This is a genomic window from Parabacteroides sp. AM17-47 (assembly GCF_003434625.1).
Classification (GTDB): domain Bacteria; phylum Bacteroidota; class Bacteroidia; order Bacteroidales; family Tannerellaceae; genus Parabacteroides; species Parabacteroides distasonis.
In genome coordinates, this window is the sequence record NZ_QTLI01000006.1 from 50,083 (window position 1) to 72,837 (window position 22,755).

Annotated in this window: 14 protein-coding genes; 8 read left to right on the plus strand and 6 right to left on the minus strand. The window is 49.5% G+C overall.

The genetic code is table 11. The features are described 5' to 3' along the window. The first annotated feature begins 76 nt into the window (after positions 1-76). From DW205_RS05830 to DW205_RS05865, 8 genes are all read left to right on the plus strand, one after another. Positions 77-3,382, plus strand: coding sequence for a SusC/RagA family TonB-linked outer membrane protein (locus DW205_RS05830; protein ID WP_008778422.1), 3,306 nt, complete (start codon positions 77-79; stop codon positions 3,380-3,382). Between the two features lie 4 nt (positions 3,383-3,386). Then, positions 3,387-4,982: a SusD/RagB family nutrient-binding outer membrane lipoprotein gene (locus DW205_RS05835; protein WP_005863081.1), complete on the plus strand. Its 1,596-nt coding sequence runs from the start codon at positions 3,387-3,389 to the stop codon at positions 4,980-4,982. An 89-nt stretch (positions 4,983-5,071) separates the two neighbouring features. Then, positions 5,072-5,473 carry a nickel-responsive transcriptional regulator NikR gene (gene nikR / locus DW205_RS05840; protein WP_005857797.1) on the plus strand — a complete coding sequence of 134 codons (402 nt, stop codon included), beginning with the start codon at positions 5,072-5,074 and terminating at the stop codon, positions 5,471-5,473. A gap of 91 nt (positions 5,474-5,564) precedes the next feature. Continuing rightward, a complete protein-coding gene (locus DW205_RS05845) occupies positions 5,565-7,448 on the plus strand; it encodes a TonB-dependent siderophore receptor (RefSeq protein ID WP_005863079.1) in 1,884 nt (627 codons plus the stop codon). Between the two features lie 131 nt (positions 7,449-7,579). After that, complete coding sequence (locus tag DW205_RS05850; RefSeq protein ID WP_005863076.1) at positions 7,580-7,975, plus strand: response regulator; 396 nt, start codon at positions 7,580-7,582, stop codon at positions 7,973-7,975. A gap of 123 nt (positions 7,976-8,098) precedes the next feature. After that, a complete protein-coding gene (locus DW205_RS05855; RefSeq protein ID WP_005863074.1) occupies positions 8,099-10,213 on the plus strand; it encodes a KamA family radical SAM protein in 2,115 nt (704 codons plus the stop codon). Between the two features lie 71 nt (positions 10,214-10,284). After that, the gene (locus DW205_RS05860; RefSeq protein ID WP_005863072.1) at positions 10,285-10,827 is read left to right on the plus strand and encodes a ferredoxin domain-containing protein; all 543 of its coding nucleotides are present in this window, start codon (positions 10,285-10,287) and stop codon (positions 10,825-10,827) included. Between the two features lie 6 nt (positions 10,828-10,833). Then, positions 10,834-11,802, plus strand: coding sequence for a hypothetical protein (locus DW205_RS05865; RefSeq protein ID WP_005863070.1), 969 nt, complete (start codon positions 10,834-10,836; stop codon positions 11,800-11,802). Positions 11,803-11,953: 151 nt separating this feature from the next. Here the strand turns inward: DW205_RS05865 and DW205_RS05870 are convergent, their stop codons facing one another. The 6 genes from DW205_RS05870 to mfd all read right to left on the minus strand — a co-directional run bounded on the left by DW205_RS05870 (position 11,954) and on the right by mfd (position 22,713). Continuing rightward, positions 11,954-13,249: a Na+/H+ antiporter NhaC family protein gene (locus DW205_RS05870; protein WP_005863068.1), complete on the minus strand. Its 1,296-nt coding sequence runs from the start codon at positions 13,247-13,249 to the stop codon at positions 11,954-11,956. Between the two features lie 54 nt (positions 13,250-13,303). Continuing rightward, positions 13,304-15,892, minus strand: coding sequence for a DUF5686 and carboxypeptidase-like regulatory domain-containing protein (locus tag DW205_RS05875; protein WP_005863066.1), 2,589 nt, complete (start codon positions 15,890-15,892; stop codon positions 13,304-13,306). 179 nt (positions 15,893-16,071) lie between these two features. Then, positions 16,072-16,899 (minus strand): DUF6261 family protein, encoded by an 828-nt coding sequence (locus tag DW205_RS05880; protein WP_005863064.1) that lies wholly within the window; start codon positions 16,897-16,899, stop codon positions 16,072-16,074. 342 nt (positions 16,900-17,241) lie between these two features. Further along, positions 17,242-17,412: a hypothetical protein gene (locus DW205_RS22110; RefSeq protein ID WP_008772450.1), complete on the minus strand. Its 171-nt coding sequence runs from the start codon at positions 17,410-17,412 to the stop codon at positions 17,242-17,244. A gap of 9 nt (positions 17,413-17,421) precedes the next feature. After that, on the minus strand, positions 17,422-19,323 hold the full coding sequence (locus tag DW205_RS05885) for a long-chain fatty acid--CoA ligase (RefSeq protein WP_005863062.1): 1,902 nt from the start codon (positions 19,321-19,323) through the stop codon (positions 17,422-17,424). 27 nt (positions 19,324-19,350) lie between these two features. Then, entirely contained in the window at positions 19,351-22,713 is a 3,363-nt protein-coding gene (gene mfd / locus DW205_RS05890; protein WP_005863060.1) for a transcription-repair coupling factor, read from the minus strand. Positions 22,714-22,755: the final 42 nt, after the last annotated feature.

Genomic DNA, 22,755 nt, shown 5'->3' on the forward strand with positions numbered 1-22,755 from the left:
AATTTTTTGTTATAATTGAATAGTATTAGATAATAATTCTTACATTTACCCATGATAAATTGTGCGTGTGTAAATTATGAGATTATATATTTATATCTTCATTCTACTATTATTATGTATATTCCCGCTGGGCGCCCAACAGGAACGTTCGGAATCCTATATTCGTATCTCCGCTCCGGTTAGCTTGGCGGGCGCTCTGGATGAGATTGAGAGTCAAACCAATTATTCTTTTATTTATGACGCTCAGGTGATCAATTTATCTGAGAAAGTGCGTAAATCTTTATCCGGACGTACGGTTTTCGAGATTTTAAATTTATTATTTAAGAACACGGAGATCGTCTATACGGTCATGAATGACCAGATCATCTTGAATAAGAAAGAGGCGATAATCCAAATGCAACAAAAGCTGGATGGTAAGGTAAAAGGCATCGTGACCGATCACAAAGGAGAGCCTATTGCCTGCGTGAATGTGGTGGAAAAAGGAACGAGAAACGGTACGATTACGGATATGGATGGCAGCTTTGTATTGGAGCTTCCCGAGGAGGCTACTTTGGTTTTTTCTTATATCGGTTATCGTTCACGGGAAATTGAGTATGAGGGGCAATTGTCATTGAATGTGCAGTTGGATGATGACGCCCAGATTTTGGACGAGGTAGTTGTTACGGCTCTTGGTATCGAGAAGAAAGAATCTTCCTTGCCTTATGCCACCCAGTTAATCACAGGTGGGGAATTGGTAAGGGCCAAGGATTTTAATTTTATGAGTACGCTTTCCGGAAAGATGGCTGGACTCCAGATTAACCGGACTTCCGCCGGTCTGGGTAGCTCGTCCCGGGTGATTATTCGAGGTAGTCGTTCCGCATCCGGAAATAACCAGCCTTTGTATGTGATAGACGGTGTCCCGATCTTGAGCATTAGCAGTGAGCAAGCCTTGACAACGATCGGTGGTACGGCCGATGCCGGTAACCGGGATGCGGGCGATGGTATCTCTAATCTAAATCCAGATGATATAGAGAGTTTGAGTGTCTTGAAAGGGGCTTCGGCCTCTGCGTTGTATGGGGGACAAGCGGCGAACGGTGTGATCTTGATCAAAACGAAAAAAGGTAAGGCCGGGGTACGGAATATTCATTTCTCCTCGTCGCTGACTGTTGATCAAGCGATCAGTCTCCCCAAGTTTCAGAATGAGTTCGGACGGATGGAAGGGGCGGAAACTTGTTGGGGAGACCGGGCTTCTCTTCCGGTCTATGACCCTGTCGGCGATTTCTTCCGGACGGGTATTACCGCTATTAACTCATTGATATTTACGGCAGGGAATAGCCATGTGCAAAATTATTTTTCGTATGCCAATACGACCGCACGGGGCATCGTTCCTAAGAATAATTTAAGCAAGCATAATTTTAATCTCCGTGAAAGTTCTTCTTTCTTTGATGATCGTTTGATCTTGGAGGGGCAGGTAAACTTGATACTCCAAACAATCAAAGGAAAACCTACGGCCGGGGGATTTTATATGAACCCGTTACAAGGTTTATACACGTTTCCTAGAGGGATGGATATGGCGCCTTATAAGGAGAACTTTGAGGTATATAACGAGAAACGGAATATGAACGTCCAGAACTGGTATACTACGATTACTGATTTTGAGCAAAATCCTTATTGGTTGGTCAACCGTACGGAAAACGAGGACAAGCGTGCCCGTGTGTTGGCGTTGGCTTCCGCTAGTTTCAAGGTGACAGATTGGCTTACATTACAGGGCCGTGGAAATATCGATTATGTGAATGATAAGTATCAGCAGGAAATATACGCTTCTACCTCTCCGGGTATCGCCGGTGAGAACGGGCGTTACATTTATTACACCTACCAGACTACGTTGCTCTATGGGGATTTGATGGCTAAATTGAATAAGAGCTGGGATGATTTCTCCTTGAACGCCGCTATCGGTACGAGCATAACGGACACACGCACCAGTGCGTTGAGGCTGGATTCGAAAACGGCTTCCTTGTATTATCCGAATGTCTTTACGATCGCTAATATTAACATGTCGTCCAGTGCCTACATCGAGGAGTCGGATGACGCACGCCGGCAAATGCAATCCTTTTTTGCTATGGCGCAGTTGGGATATAAGGAAAGCCTTTACTTAGATGTGACCGCACGTAATGACTGGTCATCTACCCTTGCGTTTACGGAACGTAAATCAAGAGGTTTTTTCTATCCTTTAGTCGGTCTTTCTTGGATTATCCCTAAATCCTTCTCGATGCCTTCCTTGATATCTTTTGGGAAAGTACGGGCTTCTTGGAGTAAGGTGGGTAATGATATACCCTTATTCGTTAGCAATACGGTAGGCCATATCGCTGCGGGCGGGATTCCCCAGCCGAATGATACGGCTCCGTTCGGTACCTTAAAGCCGGAGATGAGCAGTTCTTTTGAAATAGGTACCGAATGGAAATTCTTTGATTATCGTATGGACGTGGATTTTACGTTCTATAAGACCAATACGAAAAATCAACTCTTCTCTTTACCTTCTTCCGCTGGAGCCGCATACAAGTATTATTTTGTGAATGCGGGAAATATACAGAATATGGGAGTGGAATTGACGTTCGGTGCGGTTCCTATCTTAACGAATCAGTTTAAATGGAATACGACACTCAACTTTTCCCGGAATAAAAATGAAGTAAAGAAACTACATGATGATTTGGCTAGCTTTATTCAAGGAGATGAAGGATTCTCCTCTAGCTATACGATGCGTTTGGTGGAAGGTGGCTCGTTTGGTGATATCTATGGGAAAGCTTTTGAGCGGGATAAATATGGTGCGATCGTGTATGGTCGGGACGGCTTGCCCCAAGAGATCGGCAGCGGGAATACGGCTAAGGTGGGGAATTGCAATCCGGCGTTCTTATTGGGTTGGGGAAATAGTTTCACGTATAAGGATTTCTCGTTCTATTTCTTGATTGACGGGCATTTTGGGGGAGATGTGCTGGCCCAGACTCAGGCTGTGCTTGACCAAACGGGAGTGAGTAAAGTTTCCGGAGAGGCCCGTACGATGGGGTATGTGGATTTGGAAGGACATCATATTTATAACATAAAAGGATTTTATGAGCAGGTGGGAGGACGAAACGGTGTGACTGAATATTATATGTACGATGCTACCAATATCCGTTTGCGGGAGTTATCTTTAGGATATACGCTACCGAAGAGATTGTTGGGAAGGAAACAATTTGTTAAAAAGGCGGAACTGTCTTTTGTCGCCCGGAATCTATTCTTTATTTATAAAAAGGCTCCATTTGATCCGGATGCCGTGCTTTCGGCGAGCAATAGCAATCAAGGGATCGATATATTCGGGATACCGACTACGAGAAGTGTCGGCTTTAATGTGAAACTTTCATTCTAAGCGTATGAAGACGAGATTTCTGAATAAGATGGCAGGTCTGTTGGCCGTATTACTCCTTTTTTCCTGTACGGGTAAATTCGAGGAGTATAATACCGATAATACGGGTTTTACCGATGAGCAGAAAACGTATGATTATAATACGTTCGGTGTCTGGCTAAAAGTAGTCCAGATGGGGATTTATTTTAATTATGATTGGGGGAGTGGCAAGAACTGGCATTTCCAGACGATGCAAAATCTGAATGCGGATATGTTTTCCGGTTATATGCATGATTTTAAACCTTTCAACGCAGGATTGGGGAATACGGTCTATAATTTGCAGGATGGCTGGAATGGTACGATGTGGGATAATACGTATGGATATATCATGACGGAGATAAAGCAGACGGAAGATCATTCCCGTGATAAATATCCGGCTTTCTATGCGATCGCTAAAATACTGAAAGTTGAGATCATGCATCGGATCTCGGATTATTATGGCCCGATCGTGTATACAAAGTTTGGGGAGTCGGATGCCGGGGTAATGCCGGATTCCCAGAAAGACGCTTATTATGCTTTTTTCCAAGATTTGGGGGAGGCTATTCACCTGCTGTCTGAATATGATGGAGAGGAAACCTTTTCTCGTTTCGATATGATTATGCCGGAGAATTACAGGACGTTTGGGGAATGGATGCGTTTCGCCAACTCATTACGTTTGCGCTTGGCGATTCGTATCGCTATGGCCGACCCTGATAAGGCAAGGGATGAGGCGCATAAGTCGCTGACACATCCAGCCGGTTTGCTGGAGGAGGCTTATGAGGTCGTCGCGGTTTCTACCGCCGGAACCGGCTACTCGAATCCGCTGGGGGAGATCAATAAGGCGTGGGGAGAGGTTTTTATGAACGCTAATATGGAATCGATCCTTAAAGGATATAAAGACCCTCGATTATCCCGTTATTTTGAGCCTGCTACCGGACAGGGATATTCCGGGGAGTACCGGGGAATCCGGCAAGGGACAGGATTTAATCATTCCCGCTATAGTGAGCATTCGAGAAGCACGATTACCCAGAAAACGGACGCTATCTTAATGACGCCTGCGGAAGTTTGGTTCTTACGTGCGGAGGCAGCCTTGCGGGGCTGGTCCGGGGAGGATGCCGGGACTTGCTATGAGCAAGGCGTACGATCATCGTTCAATCAATGGAGGGTAGGAGAGGCGAACGCTTATTTACAAAGTGATCATGTAGCCGCCGATTTCGTGGATACGTTTACTCCCGACTATTCGGCGAAGGCGCTTTGCTTGGTGTCTCCGGCATGGGATGAAGAAGCCTCTAGGGAGACCAAGCTGGAGAAGATCATTACCCAAAAATGGATCGCTTGTTACCCCGAGGGCTGTGAGGCTTGGGCGGAGCAGAGACGTACCGGTTATCCCCGTTTGTTCCCGGTTTTGGTGAATAAAAGCAATGGAAAGATCGATACGCGAACGATGATTCGTCGCTTGAATTTCCCGGTTAGCATTATTTCTGGTAACCCGGCTCAGTATTCCGCCTTGTGTGAGTATCTGGGAGGTCCGGATGCCGGAGGTACTCGTTTATGGTGGGATACCGGAGTGAATTTTCGTGATTAACGACTAATTTTTCCTCTTCCTGCCGATAGAATACCGAGATTCTTGAAAAAATACTACCTTTGACATCGAAAATTATAAAAAAAGGGTTTATGTCTTTAAAACGTTTTGGTGTCTCTTTGGAAGACAATCTGTTGGAATCATTGGATCAATATGTGAATGAGAATGGCTTCGCCAATCGTTCGCAAGCGATTCGTTTTCTGATAGAGAAGAATGTAGCCGAACGTAAATGGCAATGCAACCATATCGTAGCCGGGACGATCGTGATCATGTATGACCAAGTCAAGAAAGAGATCTCCTTGAAAATCACGGGTATCCAACAAAATTATAAGGATGTGATCTTGTCGTCTTCCCAGTATTATATCAATCAGAATTTTTGCTTGCATATAGTGACGGTGATGGGAACGGCCCACCGCTTGACGGAATTGTCGGATAAGTTGACGACAATCAAAGGCATTAAGCATGGTAAGTTGGTGATGAGCCGGGCGGATTAATGCTTTTTTTTGCGGGTTTGGTAACACGTTTTTTAGTAGACGTGCTACTAAGGGATGTTTAAAATGATAAATATTATAGATGTAGTAGTATATGAGAAAAGAACTTTTACTGGTTTTCGGACTGTTGATAGGCTCCATGGCATTTGCGATAGATCCGGCAGAGATTGACAGTCTGATCAATTTGAAAGGGGTGGTGGTTTCCGCCAACAAGATCCATGTGAACCGGAACAGTGTGCCGTTATCTATCTCGGTCATCGAACGGGAGGAGATTGAGGCTAGCAGTGAATCGGCGTTGCTTCCTGTATTATCGGAGTATGTGCCGGGATTATTTGTGACACAAAAAGGAATCACAGGATTTGGTGTTTCGGAAGGAGCGGCTGGAACCGTAAATATTCGTGGCGTAGGGAGTGGAAATAAGGTTTTGATGTTGTTTGATGGACAACCGCAATGGGCAGGTGTGTTCGGACATGCATTACCTGATACATATGTTGCTTCGGATGTTGAGCGGGTAGAAGTTATCCGTGGACCGGGTTCTTTATTATATGGCTCAAACGCTATGGGAGGAGTTGTTAATATTATCACTCGTCATCATAAACAAGAAGGAAGGCGTACGCAGGCCCGTGTGATGTATGGTTCCTATAACACACAAAAATATATGGTGAATAATGGTTTTAACGTTGGGAAGTTCAGTAGTTTTGTCTCAATTAACCATGATCGTACTGACGGACATCGTCCGAATTCGGATTTTAATATTACTAATGGTTTTGCTAATTTGGGATATACATTCAATGAACATTATAAGATAACAGGAGATGTTAGCTTAGCTAAATCTAAATTTCAAAATCCAGGGAAGACCTCGGCTCCTGTATTAGATAATAAGATGGATATCCTGCGTGGTACGGCATCTATGGCTTTGGTAAATAATTATGGGAAAATGAGCGGGGCTTTACGTTTGTTTTATAATTGGGGAAATCATAAGATTAATGATGGCTACGATCCGGGAGAGAAACCATTGACTTATTTATTCCGATCTGATGACCACAACGTCGGTGTCTTATTATATGAGTCTTTTCGTTTGTTTAAAGGGAATAACTTTACCGTAGGTATTGATTATAAAAACTGGGGTGGACATGCTTGGAATGATAATAACGATGGCTCTGAAAAAGAATTGGTTGACAAAACTGTGAATGAAACGGCTGGATATGTCATTATGCAACAGGATTTGTTTGATATGTTAAGTTTGAATGCCGGCGTTCGTTATGAGCACAGCAGTACTTATGGTGGAGAATGGGTCCCTCAAGGGGGAGTGACTGTTCGTCCTTTTGAGGGAAATATGATTCGGGCTTCTGTTTCTAAAGGTTTTCGTAGCCCCAATATTCGTGAAATGTATATGTGGGGAGCTGCAAATCCAGATTTGAAACCGGAGAGTATGTTGAATTATGAGGTGGCTGTCGGACAATCTTTTTTGGGTGGTGATTTATATGCTGAGTTAACCGCATTTTTTATTGATGGGAAAGATATAATTTATTCGGTGAGCGTAAATGGGGATAATAGGCCTCCTTTCAAGAATCTAAATACGGGTACCTTTACAAATAAAGGTATTGAGTTTGAAACTCGTTATCAAATTTGTGAGAATTTAAGTATGAACTTAAATTACAGTTATCTGCATATGAGTAAGCCTATTCCTGGTGCCCCCGGTCAAAAATTTTATGTAGGGGCTGTTTATAAACCGGGACGTTTTACTTTAAATGTAAATGTACAATCTATCTTTGATCTATATACCAATGAAGGTTGTACAGAGAAGGAAGATTTTACAACCTTGAATGCGAAGGCAGCCTACCGTTTCGGTACACGTGATAAAGGCTTGAATCTATTTGTCAAAGGAGAGAATTTAACGGCTACCCGTTATTCCATCAACGAAGGATTCCCGATGCCGAAGGCGATATTTATGGGAGGTATAGACGTAACTTTCTAGCATGGGTGGAAAAAGAACTTCCCCGAATACTCATATCTCCTTGAATTTTATGTCTACTTTCTAATATTTGTTTTATCTTTGCTTCATCAGAGTTTATTTGATTTTGATTAAAAGAATAAAACGTTATATATATGGATGTGAAAAATGATTTGAGTGGAGGAAAGCCCACGTTGCTAATCGCGGAGGATGAGGAAAGTAATTATTTACTTCTGAAGACCATTTTACATAAATATTGTAATTTGATCCGTGCTAAAACTGGTTTGGAAGCTTTGGCTCTCTTTAAGGAAAACGAGGTGGACTTGATCTTGATGGATATAAAGATGCCTGAGATGACGGGTATCGAGTCTTTGAAAGAAATCCGTAAGCTATCGAAAGATATCCCCGTAATCATGCAGTCGGCTTATGTATTCGACTCTGATATGGAAGCCGCTAAAGAAGCCGGGGCTTCCGGTTTTATCACGAAGCCGATCAATCTAAAGGTATTGAAAAATACGATATCGCAGTATTGTCCGTCGATCGTATGGTAAGGATTTATTAAGATGTTTTAGATTTGTATAAACGGCATTTTGCCGTATTTTTTGTTATTTTTGTAGAAAATCGTCAAGAGGGCGCTTTACAAATGTATTCTAATCTACAAAAATGACATGCTTATGATAAAAAAAGAACATCTTGTATCCGACATTTCTAAACTAAAAAAAGTATATAATCAGAGCTTCCCTTGGTTGGTGACCTTAGCGGAAGAAAGTGAGAACGCAAAGTATTTTAAGGATGCTTTGCGTTCTCTTATTTTATCCCGGCTCACGGAAAAGGAAAGTACCCAAGAAAACGTAGGAATGGCGGTGGCGAGACGTATCCTTCTTTTGATTGAGCATGATGATACTTTCGTGGACGAGCTGTCTACGGGCGAGCGTCTTCCGGTGCGGACGGTCACTTATCTTTGGCAGTTCCTGATCGGCCATTTGGAAAATGAGGTCTCTCCTGATTTATTCATTGACCTATACCATCAGTTTGATTTATTGGAATATCCGGTTGAGATCCTACCGGACCGGGCATTGGTGAAAAGGCAGATGAGCCGTTGGCCGACCGGGCTTGACCCGGAGGTAATCGCTATCCGTGAGAGGAACAAGGAGCGTATCATCTCTTGCTTGATCAAGAAGATAGAAAGACGCCATAGCCCTTCGTCACGTTTTCAGTTCGCCGAGGGCATCTCCTATGAGGAGAAAGAGGCCCGGGTACGTGAATGGTGGAATACCGCTCGTTTCCATTTGTCGATGGCGATCAAGAGTCCTACGGAATTGAACTTCTTTTTGGGATATTCCCTGTCGGACGAGACGATGAGCTTATTGGCCCGTGCCAAAAAGAAGGGGATGCCCTTTTTTGTGACTCCTTATTATCTTTCCCTATTAAATATAGAACATGAGGGGTATGACGACGCTACGGTGCGATCGTACATCATGTACTCGAACGAGCTGGTAGATACGTATGGAAGCATTAAGGCGTGGGAAAAGGAAGACATGGTCGTTGCCGATGAGCCGAATGCGGCGGGTTGGCTATTGCCGGAGGGACATAATATACACCGGAGGTATCCGGAGGTGGCGATCTTGATCCCCGATTCGATGGGGCGTGCCTGCGGTGGATTGTGCGCTTCTTGCCAGCGCATGTATGATTTCCAGAGCGAGCGGTTGAATTTCGATTTCGAGGTCCTGAAGCCTAAGGAGAGTTGGGACCGGAAGTTACGTCGTCTGATGCGTTATTTCGAGGAAGACGCCCAGCTACGGGATATCCTGATAACGGGCGGGGATGCCTTGATGAGCCAGAACGCTACCTTGCGTAAGATATTGGAGGCGGTATATAAGATGGCGGTGCGGAAACGGAAGGCGAACGAGAGCCGTCCGGAGGGCGAGAAGTACGCCGAGCTGCAACGGGTACGGCTAGGTTCCCGGTTGCTGGCTTATCTTCCGCTGCGTGTGACCGATGAGTTGGTCGGTATATTGAGGGAGTTCAAGGAGAAGGCTTCCGCTATCGGCGTGAGCCAGTTCTATATACAAACGCATTTCCAGTCTCCACTAGAGGTGACACCGGAGGCGAGGCACGCTATCGAGGCGATCTTGGCGGCGGGCTGGACGATCACGAATCAGTTGGTATATACGGTTTCGGCTTCCCGTAAGGGACATACGGCGAAATTACGGCAGACCTTAAACGCCCTTGGGGTGGTTTGCTATTATACGTTCTCCGTGAAAGGATTCCGGGAGAATTATGCGGTTTACACCCCGAATAGCCGCTCGTTGCAAGAGGCTCGTGAGGAGAAGATCTTCGGGCAGGTGCCGAAGGAGAAACAGGCGGAGTTGTATGATATGATCCGTAACCAACGTCCTTTAGGCAAGCGTTTGGTTCGTTTCCTGAAGGAAAACGGGTTGTTGTTCGCAGGTACGGATCGTAATGTATTGAACTTGCCCGCTATTGGTAAGAGCATGACTTTCCATACCATAGGCCTGACTTCCGAGGGAAAGCGGATTCTTAAGTTCGATCACGACGGGAGCCGTCGGCATAGCCCGATTATCGATCAAATGGGTGAGGTTTATATCGTGGAGAATAAATCCGTGGCCGCTTACCTTAGGCAATTGAAGGAGATGGGCGAGGATGTCAATGAGTACCGTACGATCTGGAATTATTGCGAGGGAGAGACGGAGCCTCGCTTCAGTATTTATGAATACCCGGCTTATCCCTTTAAGGCCACGGACCGAATGACTAATCTTGAATTATGAATTCTATCCTCATATGTTTGCCTTGGTTTCGTATATTTTGCTTAATTTTGTTTCACTGAATTTAGAAGGATATGATACAGAACGAAAGAGAAATCAGGCATGAGCTTGTGTTACAGGCCGCACGCCGTATGATGACAGCCGCTCGCACGGCTCCTAAAGGCAAGGGTATTGATATCATAGAGATAGCGATGGTGACGGATGGGGATATTTTGCGCTTGTCCGATGAGATGATCCGGATAGCGGCCGAGACCGGATTCAAGTTCCTGCTCCGTGACGCCGAGAATATAAAGAGTGCCGACGCCGTGGTGATTATCGGTACCTCCCAGAAAGTACAAGGCTTGAACTGCGCCCATTGCGGTTTCGATACCTGCGTGGAGAAGCCGGACTTGGTTCCGTGCGCTATTAATTCCGTCGATCTGGGTATCGCTATCGGCTCGGCTTGCGCTACGGCGGCGGACCTGCGTGTGGATACTCGTGTCATGTTCAGCGCCGGCTTGGCGGCCCAACGACTGGGGCTGTTGGGAGACTGTAAATGCGTGATGGCGATACCGGTCAGCGCCTCGTCGAAGAACCCGTTTTTTGATCGTAAACCGAAAGAAGAACCGAAAAACTAGAAACAAATGAGTGACTCTATTCTAAAATTCGCGAATAAGCTGGAGATACGTTATTCCTTTAATAATAAATCCAATTATATGGATGCCATGACCAAGCACCGGTGTGAGAAGGAGATTCTTACGCTGATACGTTCCTTGGCGGATATGCTGGACGTGAAGCTGACGGTTTACAACGAGCCTTACGATAAGGAGGGTGGTTTCCGTGAGAAGCTGGGCGTGGCTGGGGAGAGTAGCCGCTCTATCTCTATCGTGTTGAACTTGGTGATGCAGATATTGACCCGTCCTTCCTTGTCGGTGGGTGGACAGCCGCTGATGGATCGTACGCCGGCGGACGAGGAGGAGATGCAGCGTGAGCTGTTCAAGTTACGCCGTGAACTACGGCTGAAGACTCCGGGGGTTACGCCTTCACACCGCTTGATCGACCTGTTGAACGCCTCGCCCCGTTTCTGCAAGTGCAAGTCTAATTTCTACGAGGCTTTGAAAGGGTATCCGAAGGTGACGAAAATCTCGGTACGTGAGTTGAACGAGAAGGATCGTAACCGTTCCGGTTCGCTGGAGGTGAAACGGGACCAGTTCGATTATTTTATCTTGCGTAGCGACGATCTGCCTACGGTCAAGGATAATAAGGCCACGATAGAGATCATCTCGCCGGTACTGAAAGATAGTAAGTATCGGTGGAAAGGTATCTACAACAAGGGAGGCGAGACGATCGATTTCTATATGCAAGATGAGGATTTCAAGAAACAGATGTTCGAGGACAAGATCTCGTTCACGAGCGGTATGTGCATCGATTGCGTCTTGGAGATCGCTCGCCGTCTGTCGGAGCTAGGAGAGGTGGTCAACGTGAGCTATACCGTGACTACGGTGATACGTACCCGTTTCGATAAGATGGAGATCGTCACCCCTCAAGGCAAGCGGCATCTTCGTAAACTGGAAGCCGCGAAGAAACAGCTTACGCTGGATTTGTTCGGCTAATCCGACAGCGGTATTCCCTTCGCTCCCAAACACTACCGTGTTCCCACCTGAACACAGTAGTATTCATCAGCGAACACAATAGTATTCAATCCCGGACACAATAGTCTTTTTGCTTTGAATACTATTGTGTTTTTTCGTAAGGACGGGCAGTCTATACGAGTGTATATTTCCTCGGATAATTGAATAAGATCGCCAATAAGGCGCCTGCTCCCAATAGATACGGGTAGTAAAGATATTGCATGATCTCGATAGGGGAGACATGCCCGAGTCCGGCGGCCATCAACATCTGGGCGCCGTAGGGGATGATTCCCTGTACGAAGCAAGAGAAGATATCCAATAGGCTGGCGCTGCGGCGGGGATCTATCTTGAACCGGTCCGCTATATCTTTGGCGATCGGGCCGGCCATGATGAGGGCGATCGTATTGTTGGCCGTGCAGAGGTTGGCGAAGCTCACCAAGGCCGCTATGCTCATCTCGGCCCCCTTGGAGGAATGGATGCGGGAGGTAAGCTTGCGGATGATCCAGTCGATACCCCCGTTATAACGGATCATCTCCAACATGCCTCCTGCCAGAAGCGTCACGATAATCAGCTCGCCCATATTGGTGATACCTAATCCCATGGAGGCGTTCCAGCCCCAGATATCAAAGCTACCGGTCCACAGACCTACTATACCGGACAGGACGATCCCGATGAATAGCACCAGCATGACATTGATCCCGCAAACGGCGGTTACCAATACCACCAGATAAGGGATCACCTTGACCCATTCGATCGGGGCCGGAGCGTAAGCGTTCTCCACGCCGCTTCCCACCAGCACGTATATCAATCCGGTCAGGATCGCTATCGGGAGGGCGATACGGATATTCACCTTGAACTTATCGGACATCTGGCAACCCTGCGTGCGGGTAGCTACGATGGTCGTATCGGATATGAACGACAGGTTATCGCCGAACATGGCGCCGCTTACCACGACACCCAGCATAAGGGCGTCCGGCATCCCCGTCTTGTCCGCTATACCGACGGCTACCGGGGCCAAGGCCACGATCGTGCCCACCGACGTACCTACCGAGATGGATATGAAGCAAGCGGCTAGGAAGATTCCGGCCGCCAACAGGTTACCGGGCAGGATGGACATCGCCAGATTCACGGTAGCGTCTACGGCACCCATCGCCTTGGCAGTCTGGGCGAAGGCCCCGGCGAGGATGAAGATCAATACCATCAGCATGATATTGCTGTTGGCCGCCCCCCGGCAGAACTGCTCGATACGGTTGCTTAATTTGCCTCCCTTGGAGATCGCTATCGCTACGATCGAGGAGATGACGAAGGCTACCGTTATCGGCATCTTATAGAAATCCCCCGCCACGATAGACACCACCAAATAAGTCAATAAGAATACCACCAGCGGCGTCAACGCCCATGCGTTCGGTCTGCGTTCCAACTCCCCCATTTTCTTATCTCTCCTACATTTAACTGTCAACTGTCAATTCTCAACTGTCAACTCTTAGAAGGAGAACCGCAGCGCTATACGCACGCCCCCCTTCTTGATATTCGGTTGGTCCAGATACGTCAACCGGCGGTAATAATCGATCCGTAATATCTTGAAGATGTTCTCCAGACCTACGCTGGCCTCAAGGTAAGGCGTACGGCCCATCGGCGAGGTTCCCTCGGGGAAGCGGTATAGTCCCGTCGGGTCCAAGGCCGGGTTATTCTTATCGGTCAGTCCTCCGTAGAAACCGCTGAACGATATCACCTCACGCAAACGTAGCCACTTCACGCCGGGAATACGGTTTAAGATCCATCCCTTCATATAATACGTGAAGTAGAACGAAACATACTGGTCGCTTACGAACTCCAGCGCACGCATCATGTTGAAGGCTTGCGGCTGGATCGTGATGGACTGGTTGGTATTCGGCATGATGAGCAAGGGGAAAGGAACCTTGTCCCATACCTTGCCCGCCGTCACCAAGGCGTCGATATGTCCGAAGGAAGAGAGCCAGATCCGTTTCTCGGCGCTGATCTCCGTATGGTTGTAGTTGAAGTCGCTCCCCAACACGTTCTTCAATCCCATCTGATGGGATAGCTTGAATACGGGAGCGTCTTTCGAGAGGTTGAAAAGCGAGTTCTTACCCTCTCGTCCGTTATAGGCACGCTCGCCCGGGGCGAAACGAAGCTGGGTCCCTAGCTCCGTGTTGGTGAAACTCTTTAGGTTCGTCAATGTCCCGTCGGCGTCGTAACGGTCGTAGCGGAGCGTTCCGGCCGCCTCGTTGTTCTCGTTCCGCGCCCAAGTGGTAAGGGTCAGGCCATTCAGCCATTCCTTCTGGTACTGGAGCATGGTCTTGCGGATGTATTGCATCATGGTGACGGGCTCGCCCACCTTCCATGCCACGAACATATTATCCTTGCTGGTGAAGAGGAAGTCCTGACCAGGCGTATATACGTCGTACTCTTGGATCGCAGAGATATTGTTCACCGGGCTTTCTCCCTCGTGATATTTCTTCTTGTTCACGCTATACGTCAGCTTGGCGTTATACTTTAGCTTACGGTCGTTTACGCCATAGGCCAGATAACCGCTACCGAACCAGTGCGGGTTGAGGTTTGCCGTCGTCATACCTCCCACACGCATGCGGAAGCCCTCCAGATGGTTGGCGCTGAACGTGGTATTCATCGGTCCGAAATCGAACTTGCTCTTATCCTTGTCCGCCGTGGTCGGGATATAACCGGTGATCAATATCTCGGCGGTCTTGATGATCACGTTGAAAGCCGGTACCTTGCGAAGTTGCGCCAGCAAGTCGTCCAAGGCGCTCTCTTTCTCTTTCAAGGGGACATGGCGGTTGTGTATCCAGAAGGTGTCGGTCTGGGCGGTGGCTTCGGGCAACTCATGGATCGGACCGAGAAGGCCGAAGATCGAGTCGGCGTTCTGCACGTCGAACTGATACTTATCGAAATTCCTTAGCTGGTGGGCATAGAGCTGTTGCGCCCCTTTTACGATATAGAAATTAACGTAGGTATTCTCGTTGGCGAGCACCCAAGTGCTATCCGGCATCCGCTTGAACTCTTGCTCGATCCGGAGCTTGTCCACCCAGTTGAGGTTGATGTTCGCCGGGGTGTTCAAGAGGAATTTCTTGACGGCGTAATTACCGTCCAGCGTGATGTACAAGCGGCCCGTGAAGCCGTAACTCTGGCTGTTTACGGGCACGAAGGCGAGATCCACACATTTATCTCCGGCAACGTCCACCGTATCCATGATATAATATTTGTAATAGGAGACGGCCAGCGTGGAAGACAGCGGGCTCACGAAACGGTTCAACAAGATATTGATATTGTTGTCGAAGATATTGACGCCCTTGAATATCTCCTCAAGGTTGGCGGTGATGGCGCCTCCATCGTCCAAGGTCTTGTCGATACCCTGCTGGCGCTTGGCCTTGGTGATCGTCTTCTCCGCCTTGGGATGTTTGCGGTAGTATTGGTCGGAGATCGTCTCACGGACGGAGATCGTCAGGATCGGTTTCCCGTTGAACTCCGAGGTATCCAGATAGTTCTTGATGAACTTGAATTTCTTCAGGAACTTATTCTTCTCGAGATTGGGGTTGAAGTCGTCCAGCGACATGCTGAGCTTCTCGTACACCTCGCTTTGGTACTCGTCCTTCGCCTCGATGCGGTTGTCGTTCTTATGCTCTATGACTTTCTTGATCAGTTCCACGGCGGGGTTGTCCTTGCGGGAATATTTCTCACGTTTAGGCTTGACGACTACCTCGGCAATCTCGAACGAGGTAGGCCGGAGGAGCACGTTGAGGGCGTTGTTCTTTTGCCCCGCCTTTAGGTTTACGACCTTATTGTCATATCCAAGCGAGGATACGACCAGCCGGGTAAGCCCTTTGTCATTCTGGAGGCTGAAAGCCCCGTCATCGTCGGTCATCGCCCCGATCGTCGAGTTCTCGAACATGACGGATACGTAGGATAGGGGTTCCCCGCTTACGGAGTCTCTCACGATTCCGGATGCGGAAGTTATGCTCTGGGCGTATAGGACGGAAATGCCGGTCACGAATTGTAACAGGACTAGCAAAGTGATATAGCGAATAGATCTTATCATGTAAATGTCTCGTTATTCCTTCACGGATAATACTGTTGGCAAAGGTATGTTTTTTTCGTGGGAGGGAGGGGGGAGAGGCTATTAATAATCATTAATCACCGGGTTTCCCACCGCTCGATGGGAAACCCGGCGGTAGAAAACGCGAGCTTCATTATTTAACGAAAAAGATCTTCATTATTTTATATCTCTGATGGCGAGTCGCTGTCGGTAGCGGGCTTGTCGCCTTCTTGTTTCTTGGCGGCTGCGGCCCTCGCCTGCGCTATGCGTTGGTTGTAGAGGGCGTTCGTCTCGTCGACCAGCGCGTTGAGGCGGTTGATGAAGGCGGCGGTCTCTTGAGTGGGCTTCACCACGCTTTGCGCGAAGGCGTAGGTGGACATCTCGTCGTATTCCTCGTCCATGCGTAGGCGGATTTTCTTGGCGCTCTCTACGGGGTCGTCCGCCTTGGCGTTGGCGCGTTGCTCGGTGAGCGTGGCGTATTGCTTGTTCTTCTCTTTCAGCGCTGCTACTACTTCGGTGAGGTTGATCGCCGCCAGCGCCTCGGGCATCCCGGCCTTGTCGAGGTCTACCAGCAAGCCCTCGATGGCGGCCGTCTCCTGCAAGTTGGCGAGGCGCGCGGCTCCGATGTAGGGCTTTACGGGAAGGTATAGCTTCTCGGCCGCCGTGCGTTGCGCCGCCAGCGGGCTTTTCGTCATTTGGGTAATAGTGGAAGTAATGAAGATCAAGAGATCATCCCTCTCCTTGTCGAGGGCGGACATCTGCGCGGTCTCCTCGCTGGCCGAGGATTGGTTCACGGCGTCGGTCAACAGGGCGAAATCGGTGGCGAAGGCCGTACGAAGTTCTTGGGGGATGCCCAGCGGGTCGTTCGGGTCGAAGCTGATCTCGTCGGGAGATTCCGAGTCGCCTCCGCCACCCGCGAGCAGGTTCCCGTAGCGGGCCATGAAGGTTCGGTACTCGGCGTTGTTCAATTTCGTGATGTTAATGTCTTTTACTTTTGTAATCTTTTCCATTTTCTTGTTGATTTAGATCCATGATCAGGTTTAATACTGGCTAAAGGTAAGACAAATCGGTGGATATAGCTCTGGAAACTACCGTATTTTTCGCGGATTCGACCTCGCGGCAGGTGAAAAGTCGAATCTTGGGAAAATACGGGGCTTACATCGGGCGCGAAACGGAATCTTGGGGAAATGCGAGACCTTGCGGCGGGTGCACGGTCGAATCTTGGAAAAATACGGGGGGTACATCGGGTGCGCGGTCGAATCTTGGGGAAATGCGGCACCTCGCGGCAGGTGCGCGGTGGAATCTTTAGAAAATGCGAGGCCCAACCTTGGTGGCCGGGCCTCGCCGATAAATCATTTCTTCTTGATCACGATGATACGTGTGCCGCCCTCGGGCTGTACCAGATCCCCGATCTGCTTGCCATTGTCATCTAACGTAGGAACCAAGAACGGATAATATTCCGGGTTGTAATACTGCTTCGTGCTTAGGGAGCCTTCTCGGGGACGCATGGAGTAGGCGAGCACGCCGCGTCTCTACAACGCCTCCTTGTTCCACTTGTTCTGCGGGTTCTTCCCCTCGGGGGTATAGAGCTGGGCGATACGGGCGGCGTAGGCTTTCTCTACCTTGCCCCGGACGATCTTCATGGTGCTGTTTACCATGCCGTTTTGCTCGGTGAAAGGCTCGGGGAGGATGGCGAAGGTGGTCGGCAACCAACGATCCGGGAATAGAGTGGACAGGTCGCCTCCCTTGCGGAAACGGTCGATCTGGCGCTGGATGATACGGATGGCCTCTTCTCGGCCTTGATCGCTCGTAAGGTCCAGATTCTGGTGGGCCAGATGCTTCCTCAACCGTTCTTTGTTAGGGACCAACAGGGCGGTCGTGTACGGACTCTGGTTATTGTATAGGATCAGCTGGTCGATGCAAGAGGAATGCTCTACCAAGGCCTCCTCTATACCCTCCGGACTGTATTTCTCCCCGTCGCTTCCGATCAGCAGGCTCTTGAAACGCCCCAACACATAAAGAAGCCCGTCACGCATATATCCCATATCCCCGGTGTACAGCCAACCCTCCTTTACGGTATCGGCCGTCGATGCCGGGTTCTTCCAGTAGCCGGCCATCACGTTCTCTCCCCGGATGACGATCTCGCCTTTCTCTCCCGGAGGAAGTACGTTGCCGTCCATGTCGCAGATCTTTAGGTCGAGGGGCCGCACCAATACGCCGCTACTACCGAAGGTATGGCGGCGGGGGCCGTTGGTCGAGATGATCGGTGTCGCCTCGCTCAGCCCGTATCCTTGGTACATCGGGATTCCCAAGGCGTAATAGAACTTCTGCAAGTCCTTATCCAGCAAGGCGCCCCCTCCGATAAAGAACTTCAGCTCGCCCCCGAAGTTCTCACGGACTTTCGCGAACAATAGCTTGTCGAACAAACGGACCAGTGGCTTCAAGAGGACGCGGAAACCTTTTCCTTCCTCCTCGTCGCTATCCCCGTTATAGATATAACCGATCCGTAAGGCTAGGTTGAAAAGGCGGACGGCGTTCTTGCCTCGCGCTCGGATACCTTGCTCGATATTCTTCTTGAAGTTCTTCGCCAAGGCAGGGACGCTCAGTATCAGGTACGGCTTGAACTCCTTTATATTGATAGGGATATTCTTCAAGGTCTCCATACCGGTACGCCCTACCTGCACGGTAGCTACCGAGGCTCCCTTCGACATGAAGATGTAGAATCCTACCACGTGGGCGAAGCAATGGTCCAGCGGGAGTATCACCAACGTACGCCACGTATCGTCTATATCCACGCAAGTGAGCGCTTGCTCCACGTTCGCCGTATAGTTACGGTGGGTGAGGATCACGCCTTTCGGATCGGCGGTCGTGCCGGAGGTATAGGTGATGGTGGCGTAATCATCGTTGCCCAGCGATTGCCCGATCGCCAAGAACTCCTCTATCGGATGAATACCCAGATAGACCTTCCCCATCCGGCGTATCTCGGACAGCGACATCTCACGGTCTTGGTATTCCGCTTGCTCATCGAGTACGATGATCTTCCGTACGGCGGGGAGCTGATCCTTGATCGCCCGGATTTTCTTGAGTTGCTGGCCCGATACCATGATATATTTCACGTCGGCGTGGACGAGACGGAACAGGAGGTCGTTCGCCTCCTCCAGCTTGATCGATAGGGGCACGTTCGTCGCCCCGGCGTAGAACATGGCCAGCTCGCCGATGATCCACGCGTTGCGCCCTTCGCTCAGTAAAGCCATATTATCCCCCTTTCGCACACCCAGCGATATGAGGCCGGCGCCTTCCTCATAGACGAGGTCGCGAACCTCGGCGTAAGTGGTTGGCTCGAATCGCTTGCCCGTCTTCTCCCATAAAAAAGGATTACTCGGGAATCGCTTGGCTGAACTCTCAAAAAGGTCTATAATCGTTTTCTTTTCCATATCTTTTCGTGTTTGTAAGAGGATGTGTCAAAAGTTGGTTGAGTTTATTTTTTCCATCTCTTGCAGGTAGCCGCATGCCGCTTCCACCGTAGGGACGTTCTTGATCACGATACTTCGCTTGCCATTCTGCTCCCGGAGGTTGCATTCACGGGGATGCTTTTGGATGAAGCCCAGCAGCTTGCCGAACGCCTCGCTTTGGTAATACGGGCTGTCCGGGTTATTCACCAAGAAGAGGCTCATCTGCCCTTTCTTCAGGATCACCTTCTCCATACCCAGTTTCTTGGCCATACGACGGAGGCGCACGATCCGGATCAACTCCTTGCCCTCCTTCGGTATCTTGCCGAAGCGGTCTTTCAAGCGCTCCGTAAAGGCGAGGATATCACGTTCCTCCTCCATATTATCCAACTCCCGGTATAGGGAGATACGCTCCGAGTCGTTGGGGATGTAGGTGGGAGGGAACATCAATTCCAGGTCGCTTTCGATATAGGTCTCCCGGACGTACTCGCTGCCCGTATCCCGGTGCCCTTCGGTGTTATCGGCGTAAAGATCGGCGAATTCCTCGCTTTTCAACTCGTCTACCGCCTCCTCCAAGATCTTCTGGTACGTCTCGTAACCCAGATCCGCTATGAAACCGCTTTGCTCGGCCCCCAACATATTGCCGGCCCCCCGGATATCGAGGTCTTGCATGGCGATATGGATACCGCTACCCAGCTCGGAGAAGTTCTCGATCGCTTGCAACCTGCGCCGTGCCTCCTGCGTCAGCGAGGTGAGGGGCGGGGAAAGGAGGTAGCAGAAGGCTTTCCGGTTGCTTCGTCCTACACGTCCGCGTAGCTGATGGAGGTCGCTAAGCCCGAATTGCTGGGCGTTGTTGATGATGATCGTATTGGCGTTGGGCACGTCGATGCCGCTCTCCACGATACTGGTAGCGATCAATACGTCGTATTCATAGTTCACGAAGTCGAGGATGATCTTCTCCAGCTTCTCCGGCTCCATCTGCCCGTGCCCCACGGCTACCCGTGCGTCGGGGACTTCCCGCCGTACCAAGGCTTCCATCTCGTAAATGTTCTGGATACGGTTGTTGATGAAGAATACCTGCCCGTTCCGGCTCATCTCGAAATTGATCGCTTCCCGGATGATATCGGGATTGAAACGCTCCACCTCCGTCTGCACGGGATAACGGTTGGGCGGTGGCGTGGTGATGCTGGAAAGATCCCGGGCCCCCATCAAGGAGAACTGTAGGGTACGGGGGATTGGGGTGGCCGTCATTGTCAAGGTGTCCACGTTCACCTTCAGCTGCCGAAGCTTCTCCTTGACGGATACCCCGAACTTCTGCTCCTCGTCGATGATAAGCAAGCCCAGATCCTTGAAACGTACATCCTTGCCGACGATCCGGTGGGTACCGATCAAGATATTCACCTCGCCCTCTTTCAGCTCTTTCAAGGTAGCCTTGATTTGTGCGGCCGTACGGGCCCGGCTGATATAATCGATCTTGCAAGGGAAATCCTTCAAGCGCTCACAAAACGTCTGGTAATGCTGGAAAGCCAGTACGGTGGTGGGTACCAACACGGCCACCTGCTTATTGTCCGATACCGCCTTGAATGCCGCGCGGATAGCCACCTCGGTCTTTCCGAAACCAACGTCTCCACAAATCAACCGGTCCATCGGACGGGTACTTTCCATATCCGCCTTGACCTCGGCGGTAGCCTTCATCTGGTCCGGCGTGTCCTCATAGATGAAGCTGGCTTCCAGCTCATGCTGCATGAAGCTGTCCGGCGTGTAGGCGAAACCCGTCTCTTGCTTGCGTTTGGAATAGAGGAGGATCAGGTCCCGGGCGATATCCTTCACCTTCGCCTTGGTACGTTCCTTCATCTTTTCCCAAGCGCCTGTGCCGAGCTTGCTCAACTTAGGCGGCTCGCCGCTCTCTTTCCCCTTGTATTTCGATAATTTATGCAGGGAATGGATGCTGACGAATATAATATCGTTATTCTGATAAATCAATTTGATGGCCTCTTGCATCTTACCGTTCACCTCGGTGCGTACCAAGCCTCCGAACTGTCCTACGCCATGGTCGATATGTACGATATAATCCCCCTGCGAGAACTGGTTCAGCTCCTTGAGCGAAAGGGTGATCTTTCCGCTTCGTGCCTTATCGCTCTTCAAGTTGAACTTGTGGAAGCGGTCGAACAATTGATGGTCGGTGAAAAAGCAGATGCGTAGCGTATCGTCGGCGAATCCCTCGTGTATCGTGCGGTTTACGGCGGTGAAAGGGATATTGTCGCCCCTATCCTCGAAAATCATCCGGATACGGTTGGCTTGTTTCTCTTGATCGCTCAATATATATAATGTATAGCCCTCGTCGAGGTATTTATGGAACGACTCGCTCACCCGGTCGAAATTCTTATGATAGATCGGCTGCGTTTGCGTAGAGAAATGGATGGTAGCGTCCGCCGTTCCCATCGGCCGTGCCCCGAAATGGATGCGACGGAAATCCAAGACCTCCCGTAGGAAGTCCTCGCCCCGGACTAATTTCTTCCGCATCTGGTCGATATCGGCGAAGGATTCCTCGTCGGCTACCACCGGATCGTCGTTCCATACGCTTCCGATGCGCTCCTTGCACCATGCGAGATCTCTCGCCGCTATGCAGGTGTTCCGGGGAAGGGAGCCTAGCAAGGAATTACTATCCATGGCGTTCTTGCTCATCTCCGGTACGATATAGATGCTGTCCAGTTTCTCCTTGCTGAGTTGCGTCTCCACGTCGAACGTACGGATGGTCTCCACCTCGTCGCCGAAAAAGTCTATACGGTAAGGAAACTCGTTGGAGAAAGAGAAAACGTCGAGGATACTGCCACGGAGGGCGTACTGCCCCGGCTCATATACATAGTCGACCTGCTCGAAGCCATACTCGTCCAGCACGTCGGAGACAAACATATTATCCAGCTTCTCGCCCACGCTGATCTTTAAGGTATTCTCCTTCAATACCTCCCGGGCCACGACTCGTTCCGCCAAGGCGTCCGGATACGTGACGATCACGAAAGAGGCGTCCGGGTCTTGCAACCGGCTGAGTACCTCGGTGCGCAGGATCTCGTTCGCCGGATCGACATGCCCGTACTTGATGGCCCTCCGGTAAGCGGATGGGAAGAAGTATACCTCATTGCTGGCGGTAAGTTGCATCAAGTCGTGATAGAAATAGCCGGCTTCCTCTTGGTCGTTCAACACGCACACATAACTCCCCCTTCCTTTCGTAAAAAGAGAGGCGATCGTCATTGCCGGACCCGAGCCATTCAGTCCCTTTAGGAATATATTGCGGGACGTATCGTTTTTCAGTAAGGTGTCCAGCGCCGTCACTTGCGGGTGAGCGGCATATAGTTTCAATAATTCTTGTACTTCCAAAGCGAAATCTTGTTTCCGCGAAGGTAACCTTTTTGCTTAAGT

Bases quoted from the DNA above. Each gene is read 5' to 3' on its own strand.
- DW205_RS05865 (WP_005863070.1), top strand. From the start codon at position 10,834: ATGAGTGACTCTATTCTAAAATTCGCGAATAAGCTGGAGATACGTTAT.
- DW205_RS05875 (WP_005863066.1), bottom strand. From the start codon at position 15,892: ATGATAAGATCTATTCGCTATATCACTTTGCTAGTCCTGTTACAATTC.
- DW205_RS05830 (WP_008778422.1), top strand. From the start codon at position 77: ATGAGATTATATATTTATATCTTCATTCTACTATTATTATGTATATTC.
- DW205_RS05850 (WP_005863076.1), top strand. From the start codon at position 7,580: ATGGATGTGAAAAATGATTTGAGTGGAGGAAAGCCCACGTTGCTAATC.
- DW205_RS05845 (WP_005863079.1), top strand. From the start codon at position 5,565: ATGAGAAAAGAACTTTTACTGGTTTTCGGACTGTTGATAGGCTCCATG.
- DW205_RS05885 (WP_005863062.1), bottom strand. From the start codon at position 19,323: ATGGAAAAGAAAACGATTATAGACCTTTTTGAGAGTTCAGCCAAGCGA.
- nikR (WP_005857797.1), top strand. From the start codon at position 5,072: ATGTCTTTAAAACGTTTTGGTGTCTCTTTGGAAGACAATCTGTTGGAA.
- DW205_RS05835 (WP_005863081.1), top strand. From the start codon at position 3,387: ATGAAGACGAGATTTCTGAATAAGATGGCAGGTCTGTTGGCCGTATTA.
- DW205_RS05860 (WP_005863072.1), top strand. From the start codon at position 10,285: ATGATACAGAACGAAAGAGAAATCAGGCATGAGCTTGTGTTACAGGCC.
- DW205_RS05855 (WP_005863074.1), top strand. From the start codon at position 8,099: ATGATAAAAAAAGAACATCTTGTATCCGACATTTCTAAACTAAAAAAA.
- DW205_RS05880 (WP_005863064.1), bottom strand. From the start codon at position 16,899: ATGGAAAAGATTACAAAAGTAAAAGACATTAACATCACGAAATTGAAC.
- DW205_RS05870 (WP_005863068.1), bottom strand. From the start codon at position 13,249: ATGGGGGAGTTGGAACGCAGACCGAACGCATGGGCGTTGACGCCGCTG.